This is a genomic window from Actinocrinis sp. (assembly GCF_035946395.1).
In the GTDB taxonomy this organism is placed as follows: Bacteria; Actinomycetota; Actinomycetes; order Streptomycetales; family Catenulisporaceae; genus Actinocrinis.
Map to the genome: position 1 here is coordinate 1 of NZ_DASYZI010000191.1, position 8,874 is coordinate 8,874.

General features: G+C 70.1%; 8 protein-coding genes and 2 pseudogenes. 5 read left to right on the forward strand and 5 right to left on the reverse strand.

Going from position 1 to position 8,874, the window contains the following annotated elements; genetic code table 11:
• Positions 1-386: pseudogene (locus tag VGS97_RS12155) on the forward strand (hypothetical protein); the annotation flags it as partial.
• A gap of 156 nt (positions 387-542) precedes the next feature.
• Here the strand turns inward: VGS97_RS12155 and VGS97_RS12160 are convergent.
• Both VGS97_RS12160 and VGS97_RS12165 read right to left on the reverse strand, forming a co-directional pair.
• The gene (locus tag VGS97_RS12160; protein ID WP_326853495.1) at positions 543-1,223 is read right to left on the reverse strand and encodes a response regulator transcription factor; all 681 of its coding nucleotides are present in this window, start codon (positions 1,221-1,223) and stop codon (positions 543-545) included.
• Positions 1,220-2,428, reverse strand: coding sequence for a sensor histidine kinase (locus tag VGS97_RS12165; RefSeq protein WP_326853496.1), 1,209 nt, complete (start codon positions 2,426-2,428; stop codon positions 1,220-1,222). Before VGS97_RS12165 ends, VGS97_RS12160 begins: the two co-directional genes overlap by 4 nt.
• Before the next feature lie 216 nt (positions 2,429-2,644).
• On the opposite strand from VGS97_RS12165, the gene phoU reads away from it, so the two are divergent.
• Positions 2,645-3,286, forward strand: a complete 642-nt coding sequence (gene phoU, locus VGS97_RS12170; protein ID WP_326853497.1) for a phosphate signaling complex protein PhoU — start codon at positions 2,645-2,647, stop codon at positions 3,284-3,286.
• A 179-nt stretch (positions 3,287-3,465) separates the two neighbouring features.
• Here phoU and VGS97_RS12175 read toward each other — a convergent pair whose 3' ends face one another.
• The gene (locus tag VGS97_RS12175; protein ID WP_326853498.1) at positions 3,466-4,221 is read right to left on the reverse strand and encodes a phosphoglyceromutase; all 756 of its coding nucleotides are present in this window, start codon (positions 4,219-4,221) and stop codon (positions 3,466-3,468) included.
• A gap of 127 nt (positions 4,222-4,348) precedes the next feature.
• On the opposite strand from VGS97_RS12175, the gene VGS97_RS12180 reads away from it, so the two are divergent.
• Entirely contained in the window at positions 4,349-5,674 is a 1,326-nt protein-coding gene (locus VGS97_RS12180) for an MFS transporter (RefSeq protein ID WP_326853499.1), read from the forward strand.
• A 55-nt stretch (positions 5,675-5,729) separates the two neighbouring features.
• Here VGS97_RS12180 and VGS97_RS12185 read toward each other — a convergent pair whose 3' ends face one another.
• Both VGS97_RS12185 and mshA read right to left on the reverse strand, forming a co-directional pair.
• Entirely contained in the window at positions 5,730-6,266 is a 537-nt protein-coding gene (locus VGS97_RS12185; RefSeq protein WP_326853500.1) for a YbjN domain-containing protein, read from the reverse strand.
• Positions 6,267-6,293: 27 nt separating this feature from the next.
• Complete coding sequence (gene mshA / locus VGS97_RS12190; RefSeq protein WP_326853501.1) at positions 6,294-7,571, reverse strand: D-inositol-3-phosphate glycosyltransferase; 1,278 nt, start codon at positions 7,569-7,571, stop codon at positions 6,294-6,296.
• 180 nt (positions 7,572-7,751) lie between these two features.
• Between mshA and VGS97_RS12195 the strand changes: the two genes are divergently transcribed.
• Both VGS97_RS12195 and VGS97_RS29535 read left to right on the forward strand, forming a co-directional pair.
• Positions 7,752-8,531 carry an SDR family oxidoreductase gene (locus VGS97_RS12195; protein WP_326853502.1) on the forward strand — a complete coding sequence of 260 codons (780 nt, stop codon included), beginning with the start codon at positions 7,752-7,754 and terminating at the stop codon, positions 8,529-8,531.
• A 109-nt stretch (positions 8,532-8,640) separates the two neighbouring features.
• Positions 8,641-8,874, forward strand: a pseudogene (locus VGS97_RS29535) (class I SAM-dependent methyltransferase); the annotation flags it as partial.

Consider the following 8,874-nt stretch of genomic DNA (forward strand, 5'->3'; position numbering starts at 1 on the left):
CGGCCACGAACACCGGATCCGCTGCGGACACGGCGAGCGTGTCGACGTCGGGCATCACCGCCGGGCAGTCGGTGAGCTTCGGCGAGCAGGGACAGCCGCAGATCGAGCTGGCCAACAGCGGGCTGACGGCGGGCAACCTCGTGCAGGTGGTCTTCTCGTTCGGCACGTTCGGCACGGTGACGATCAGCGCGCAGGTTCACAGCAACACGGGACTGTTCGCGAACTACGACCCGAACGCGGGGGTCGCGGTGCCCAGCCCCAGTGCGAGCGAGATCGCGAGTGCGAGCGCCTCTGCGAGTGCTACTGCCAGTGCCAGTGCTGAGGTGAGCAAGAGCGCATCCGCGTCCGCATCGGCGTCGGCGAGCCCGAGCGCGTCCAAGCGCTGAGGGTCAAGGCCGAGATGGGATTCCCGCCTCGGCACATGGCGCCCCGATCCAGACCGATTCGGACAAGACCGGTTCGGATTCGGTTCGGGGCGCCGTCGTCAGCGGCCGGTTGCCGCAGTCAGCCGTCGGTGGCGGGGCAGGTGTCCACGGCTCGGCTCACGGCTCGAACTTGTAGCCGAGGCCGCGGACGGTGACCAGGTAGCGCGGCACCGCCGGGTCCGGCTCGATCTTTGCGCGCAGCCGCTTGACGTGAACGTCCAGCGTCTTGGTATCGCCGACATAGTCGGCTCCCCAGACTCGGTCGATCAGCTGCATGCGCGTCAGCACTCGGCCCGCGTTGCGCAGCAGCATCTCCAGCAGCTCGAATTCCTTGAGCGGCAGCTGCACTCCGTGTCCGCTGACGCTGACTGTGTGCCGCTCCACATCCATCCGCACCGGACCGGCCTCCAGCGCCGCGTCGTCCGGCTCCTCCGCCTGGCCGTGCCGGCGCAGCACGGCGCGGATGCGAGCCACCAGCTCGGGCGAGGAGTACGGCTTGGTCACGTAGTCGTCCGCGCCGAGTTCCAGCCCGACCACCTTGTCGATCTCGCTGTCCTTGGCGGTCAGCATGATCACCGGCACCGTGGAGCGAGCGCGCAGCCGCCGGCACACCTCGGTGCCTGGCAGGCCCGGCAGCATCAGGTCGAGCAGCACCAGGTCCGCCCCGTGCCGGTCGAACTCCTCCAGCGCCTCGGGACCGGTGGACGCGACGGCGACCTCGAAGCCCTCATTGCGCAGCAGGTAGGAAAGCGGGTCGCTGAACGATTCCTCGTCCTCGACCATCAGCACCCTGGTCACGTCGTTCGACTCCCTGAGTTGAGTTCCAGCACGCCGCCGTCCGCCCGGTTGTCCCTGGCCGCAGGCGGATCGCCCAACAGCGGCAGGCGCAGGGTGAAGGTCGATCCGGCCCCCTCCACACTCCACACCGCGACATCGCCGCCGTGGGTGGCGGCGATGTGCTTGACTATCGAGAGCCCGAGCCCCGTGCCCCCGGTCACCCGCGAGCGGGCCGGGTCGACCCGGTAGAACCGCTCGAAGATCCGCTTGAGATCCTGCTCCGGAATCCCGATGCCCTGGTCGGTCACGGAGATTTCGGCCAGATCTCCCTCCCGGCGCACCGCCACGACCACCTTCGTACGATCAGGTGAATAGTTAACGGCATTGCCGACAAGATTTCCCAAACCGGTGACCAACTGATCGAGATCACCGAGCACGTGCAGGCCGCCGGGTGTAGTGCCGACCAGTTCGATCTGCCGGGCGGCGGCCACCTCGCGGGCCCGGCCCAGCGCCTCCTCGACCACCTCGCCGAGGTCCACCCGCTCGGCCTTGGCCAGCGGGTCGTCGCTCTCCAGCCGGGACAGGTCGATCAGGTCCTGCACCAGGTTCGCCAGCCGGTGCGCCTCGCGCTGCATCCGCTCGGCGAAGCGGCGCACCGCGGCCGGGTCGTCGCTGGCCGACAGCACCGCCTCGGACAGCAGGGCCAGCGCGCCGACCGGAGTCTTGAGCTCGTGGCTGACGTTGGCCACGAAGTCGCGCCGGATCGCGTCTATCCGGTGCGCCTCGGTGCGGTCCTCGACCAGCACCAGCACCAGATGCGCGCCGAGCGGGGCGACCCGCACCGAGACGGCCAGCGTGTCGCCGCCCAGCGGGCCGCGCGGTATCTCCAGCTCGACCTGCCGGATCTCGCCGTCCCTGCGCACCTGCCTGGCCATCGAGACCAGTTCGTCGGACACCAGCCGCTGGCCGCGCACCAAGCCGAGGGCATGCGCAGCCGGGGACGCCTTCACCACCGCGTCGCTGGTGTCGAGGAGCACCGCCGAGGAACGCAGTACTTGCAGCACCGCCGCGGCTCCGGGCGGCACGAGCGGCTCGGGCGCGGGCTCGGCGCGGCGCTCGCGCTCGCTCCACCGGAACGCCAGGCCCCCCGCGGCGCCGGTCGCCAGCGCGACCAGCGCGGCGGCCGACACCGCGGCGAGGTGGAAGTCGGCCGCGAGGTAATACACACATACAGAGTAAATGCCCGCCGGGGCGGCTCCGAGGGCCCGATCGAGAGCGGCGGCATCCGTCGCCAAGAGTTCACGTATGGGTAGTGTCTGATTCACCGCCGTGCCTGGCCCGGGCAGGCGCCCTGCCTCTACGGTGAAGGCTCGGCAAAGGTGCCCTCACTGTGTGGTCAGCGACGACGGCGGGCCTCCGAGAAGCGACGGGAGCGTTGTTCGATGCGGGACGTGTACCACGAGGAACTCGATTCGATCGGCAGGACGCTGATCGAGATGACCGGTCTCGTCGGCACGGCGATGGGCCGCGCGACCACCGCGTTGCTGGAGGCGGATCTCCAGGTCGCCGAGTCCGTCATCTCGGCCGACGACGCCGTCGACGCGTTGCAGCGCGAGCTCGACGCGCGTTCGCTGGACCTGCTGGCGCGTCAGCAGCCGGTGGCCGGCGACCTGCGCACGATCATCACCTCGCTGCGGATGAGCGCGGACATCGAGCGGATGGGCGACCTGGCCCGGCACGTGGCGAAAGTGGCCCGGCTGCGCTACCCCGACGTCGCGGTCCCGGTGGACCTGCGCGACACGATCGGGCGGATGGGCCGGATCGCCGTCGACCTGGCGACCAAGACCGCCGAGATCATCGAGGGGCGCGACGTGGCGGTCGCCCGGGAGCTGCCGGTCGACGACGACGCCATGGACGACCTGCACCGCGCCCTCTTCGGCGCGCTGCTGGACAAGCGGGCCGAGTACTCGACCGAGATGGCGATCGACGTGACGCTGATCGGCCGGTACTACGAGCGCTTCGCCGACCACGCGGTGTCGGTGTCCAAGCGCATCATCTTCCTGGTGACCGGCGAGCCGCACTGAGGCGGCTGCACAGAGGCGTTCGCCACGGCGGCAGCCGCAGCGTTCGGAGGGGAGAGAGAGGAGCCCTTCGCCCGGGAGTCACGGGCGAAGGGCTCCTCTGTCCAACAGGATTCACTGACGGTCTTTCAGGTCCTTTTTCGGGTCCTTTTCCGCGCGGCGCTTCCGGCTACTGCCTCGGACTACTTGCGGCCCTGGTTCTTGACGGCCTCGATGGCTTCGGCCGCGGCGGCGGGATCGAGGTACTCGCCGCCGGCGGTCAGTGGGCGCAGGTCGGCGTCGAGTTCGTACAGCAGCGGGATGCCGGTGGGGATGTTGAGCCCCGCGATCGCCTCGTCGGAGACGCCGTCGAGGTGCTTGACGAGTGCACGCAGCGAGTTACCGTGCGCGGCGATCAGCACAGTACGGCTGGTGAGCAGGTCGGGGACGATCGCGTCGTACCAGTAGGGCAGCATGCGGTGCACGACGTCCTTGAGGCATTCGGTACGCGGCCGCAGTTCCAGCGGCAACTGCGCGTAACGCGGATCGTCGAACTGCGAGTACTCGTCGTCCACGGCCAGCGGCGGCGGGGGCGTGTCGTACGAGCGGCGCCAGAGCATGAACTGCTCCTCGCCGAACTCGGCGAGGGTCTGTGCCTTGTCCTTGCCCTGCAACGCGCCGTAGTGCCGCTCGTTGAGCCGCCAGGACCGGCGCACCGGGATCCAGTGCCGGTCGATGGCGTCGAGCGCCAGCTGCGAGGTGCGGATCGCCCGCCGCAGCACCGAGGTGTGCAGGACGTCCGGCAGCAGGCCGCGGTCCGCGAGCAGCTTGCCGCCGCGGATCGCCTCCTCCTCGCCCTGGGCGGTCAGGTCGACGTCGACCCAGCCGGTGAAGAGGTTCTTCGCGTTCCACGCGCTCTCGCCGTGGCGGAGCAGTACGAGACGGTACGAATCAGCCATGCCGACGAGCGTATCCGCGATATTCCGTTGCCCTCGCACCCGGTCGGACTGTAATTTCCGAAGAGCTCCTGAGGCTGTTACATGCAGTTGCTGCGGGGTGACAGTGAACAGATCGAGGGGGTAACGCGTGGTCCGGCTCAGAAGCGCGGCGAGCTCGACCTTCGGCGGCCTGCCCGGCGCCTTCTGGTGGATCTGGCTCGGCATCCTGGTCAACCGGATGGGCGGCTTCGTGCTGCCCTTTCTCGCGTTCTACGTCACCGGTCCGCTGCACCGCTCGGCCGCGCTCGCCGGCGCCGTGACCGCCCTGTTCGGCGTCGGCGCGGCGACTTCGAGCGTGATCGGCGGCGTGCTGGCGGACCGGGTCGGGCGCAAGCCGACGCTGGTCGGCTCGCTGTTCGCCAATGCGGCGACCATCGTCGCGCTCGGATACGCCCGCTCGCCCTGGCTGCTCGGGCTCGGCGCACTCGCGGTGGGGCTGGCCGCCAACGCGTCCCGTCCCGCGCAGTCCGCGATGATCGCCGACCTGGTCCCGGTCGGCGCGGACCGGGTGCGGGCGTTCGCGCTGGCCTTCTGGGCGGTCAACATCGGCTTCGCGGTCTCGATGTCGGCCGTGGGACTGGTCACGCGGTTCGGCTTTCTCGCCCTCTTCTACGCCGACGCCGCCACGACGGCGTTGTGCGCCGTGCTGATCGCGGCCATGGTGCGCGACACCACGCCCTTCGAGGCGATCGAGGCCGCGGCCGTCGGCACCGCGGGAAACAGCGCCGCGAGAGCCGGAGCCGAGCGAGCGAAGGCGGCACGGACCGGCAGCCGTGTAGCGGGTGACGGCTTGGGCGCGGTGCTGCGCGATCGGCCCTTCGTCGCGTTCGTCGCCACGTGGTTCGTCGTGCTGGCCGTGTACGACCAGTGCCAGGTCGGCGTGCCGATCGCGATGGCCGCGGGCGGGCTGTCCGCAGGGACTTTCGGCCGGATCTCCGCGATCAACGGCGTGTTGATCGTGCTGCTCCAGATGCCGGTCACCCGGCTGTTGCGGCGTTATCCCGAGGGCCGGGTGCTGGCGGGCGCGAGCCTGGTGATCGGTGCCGGATTCGGCGTACTGGCCTTCGGGCAGTCGATCGCGATGTACGTGCTCTGCGTGGTGGTCATGACGCTGGGCGAGATCGGCGGCACGCCGCCGGCCCAGGCGGTCACCGCGCGGTTGTCCCCGGACCATCTGCGCGGTCGCTACCAGGGCGTGTATCAGCTCTCGTGGACCACTTCGCAGATCGTCGCGCCGCTCGCGGGCGCGGCGGTGATCGGCTCATACGGCGGGACGCCGCTGTGGATCGGCTGCTTCGCGGCGTCCGCCGTGGCGGCACTGGCATACCTGCGCATCGGGGCGCACCTCGAACACCGGGTGGCGGCCGCCCGAGCCGTAGAACAGCAGTCGGCCGAGCTCGCAGCTGTTGTATAGATGTAGAGACGAGCAGACGTAGACACGCACAGATGTCGGCCGCGCCGACTGTTCGTCAGGGCTCGGCGGGCCTGGCCGAGTCGGCGTCCGGGTCCGGGCGCAGGCGCTCGAAGGCGGCCAGGTTCGCGGTCGACTCGCCGCGTTTGAGCCGCCACGCCCATTCGCGCCGGATCGAGCCCGCGAAGCCCAGTTCGAGCAGCCGGTCGAAGTTGGCGTCCGCGGCGTCGAGGACCGAGCCGAGCAGCCGGTCCACCTCAGCCTCGGTGACCGCGGACAGCGGTACCCGGCCGACGAGGAAGACGTCGCCGAGCCGGTCGAGCGCGAAGGCGATGCCGGAGAGCCGGGCGTTGTGCTCAAGCAGCCAGCGGTAGACGGCCTCGTGGTTCTCGTCGGCCGCGCGCACGACGAAGGCGTTGACGGACAGCGTGTGGTCGCCGACGAGCAGCGAGCAGGTTGTGCTCAGCTTGTGGCTGCCGGGGAGGGACACGACGAAGTGGCCGTCGCCGGGCCGCTCGTAGACGGCCTCCACCTCGGCGAGCGCGGTCTCGATGACCGCGATGGCCCGTGCACGCTCACCTGCGCTGTCCGTCATCCCGGTGTCGCTTCGCTCGATTTCGCGCTATCCCGCGACCGAGCTTACGCGACGCCGACTGAGCGAGCCCGCGGCGAGCGCGTCGCTGTAGACGCCGACGAGGCGGTCGGCCGTGGAACCCCAACCGAACTCGGCAGCGTGCTTGCGGGCCCCTGTGCGCATCTGCTGGAGCAGGCCGGGCTGGTCGAGCAGCCGGGCGACGGCGGTGGCGTAGTCGGCGGGGTTGTGACCGGTGACCAGCAGGCCGGACTCTCCGTCACGCACCGCCGTGACCAGGCCGCCGACCCGGGACGCGACCACCGGCGTACCGCAGGCCTGCGCCTCTACCGCGACCAGCCCGAAGGACTCGTTGTACGAGGGCATCAACGCGATGTCCGCGGCGCGGTACCACTCGGCGAGCAGGTTCTGGCTGACCGGTTTGACGAAGCGGGTGCGCTCCGAGAGGCCCAGTTGCCGGGCCAGGCGGGTCAGGTGGTGCGGTTCGGCCAGGCCGGTGCCGCTCGGGCCGCCGACCACCACGACGGTCAGCTCCCGGTAGCGCTCCGGATCGCGTTCCAGCAGGTCCGCGGCCAGGCGCAGCAGGATGTCAGGCGCCTTGAGCGGCTGGATCCGGCCGACGAACAACAGCACCGGGGCGTGCGGCGGCAGGCCGAGCCGGGCCCGCGAGAGCGCTCGGTCGCCGGGCTGGAAGGTTTCGAGGTCGACTCCGGGATGCACGACGGCGACCCGCTCCGGGTTCGCGCCGTACATGCCGATCAGTTGCTCGGCCTCCTGCTCGGTGTTCGCGATCAGCCGGTCGGCGGCGACCACCACCTGCGATTCGCCGAGCAGCCGGCCGGCCGGCTCGGGCGTGTCAGACTCGGCGAGCGCCGCGTTCTTCACCCGGGCGAGCGTGTGCATCGAGTGCACCAGCGGCACGCCCCAGCGCGCCGTGGCCAGCCAGCCGACCTGGCCGGACAGCCAGTAATGGGAGTGAACCAGGTCGTAGTGGCCCGGCTTACTCATCGCCTCGGTGCGCAGCACCCCCGAGGTAAAGGAACACAGCTGCCCGGGCAGATCCTCCTTGGAGAGCCCCTCATAAGGTCCGGCCGCGATGTGCCTGACCTGCACGCCGGGCGCCATCTCGACGATCGGCGGCAGGCTGCCTGTGGTGGCGCGGGTGAAGATCTCGACCTCGATGCCGAGCGCGGCGAGTCGCTTGGACACCTCGACGATGTACACGTTCATCCCGCCGGCATCACCGGTGCCCGGCTGGTGAAGGGGCGAGGTGTGAACCGAGATCGTGGCAATCCGCCGGGGAATCAAGCTCGGTCCTCCACACTGCGCCGGTAAGGCGTGCCGGGCACTAGCGACCCTGAATCGCTTGGCACACTGAAGCCTTGCAACCTTCCCCCGCCGTGCCCCTATTCCCCGCACGTCTCTCAGGCTACGTATCCGAAGACGGCCATGTACCGCGACGAGCCGAGGGTGTCCGAGAATGGTGGCGTGACAAACCCCGACTCCGCGCCCGCGCCCACGCTCCCGTCTTCGTCCCCGATCGCCGTCGTCACCGGCGCGAGCAGTGGAATCGGTGCCGCCACGGCACGACGCCTGGCCGCCGAGGGCTTCCACGTCGTGGCCGCGGCCCGTCGCGTCGACCGGCTGGAAAAGCTGGCCTCGGAGATCGGCGCGACGCCGTTCCCGCTGGATGTGACCGACGACACGTCGGTGGCGGCCCTCGCCGAGGCGGTGCCCGAGTGCGCGGTGCTGGTCAACAACGCGGGCGGCGCGCTCGGCTTGGACCCGGTGGCCGAGGCTGATCTCGGGCACTGGCAGCGGATGTTCGACGTGAACGTGCTCGGCTCGGTGCGGGTGACCAAGGCGCTGCTGCCCGCGATGCTGCGTTACGGCCGCGGGCACGTCGTCAACATCACGTCGATCGCCGGGCACTTGGTCTACGAAGGTGGCGCGGGTTACGCGGCGGCCAAGCACGCGCAGCACGCGGTCACCGAGACACTGCGCCTGGAGCTGAACGGCCAACCGGTGCGTATCACCGAGATCGCGCCGGGCATGGTCAAGACAGAGGAATTCTCACTGATCCGCTTCGACGGCGACGCGGAGCGCGCCGAGGCGACGTACCGCGGTGTCGCGGCGCCCCTCGTTGCCGAGGACATCGCGGACTGTGTGGCATTCGCGGTGACCCGGCCCGCGCACGTCGACGTCGATCTGATGGTCATCAAGCCGATCGCGCAGGCGGCGCCACATAAGGTGCACCGCACTGTCTGAGATCGCACCGGCTCAGAACATACCGCCTGAGAACACATCGTCCGAGCGCACGCCGCCTGAGAACACGCCACCTGAGCCCGCAGCGCCCAAGACCACACCGCCGATCCGAATCCAGCCACGCCAGCCACGCCGGGCCGATGCGCCGAGGCAAGCCGCAAAGCGTGCTCGACCGGTCGGCACCGTCACCCGTGGCACCACCGCGCCCAACCGCCTTCGCCGGGTGGACCGTTGGCTGATCGGCGTACACGGAGCGCAGCTGCGCGCAACGCTCGATGCTCCGCTCGTCATCGACCTCGGCTACGGCGCCCACCCGATCACGACGGTCGAGCTGGCCGCTCGCCTG

What these genes read in the sequence shown, in the direction of transcription:
- phoU (WP_326853497.1), top strand. Translation starts at nt 2,645, where the DNA reads ATGCGGGACGTGTACCACGAGGAACTCGATTCGATCGGCAGGACGCTG.
- VGS97_RS12175 (WP_326853498.1), bottom strand. Translation starts at nt 4,221, where the DNA reads ATGGCTGATTCGTACCGTCTCGTACTGCTCCGCCACGGCGAGAGCGCG.
- VGS97_RS12185 (WP_326853500.1), bottom strand. Translation starts at nt 6,266, where the DNA reads ATGACGGACAGCGCAGGTGAGCGTGCACGGGCCATCGCGGTCATCGAG.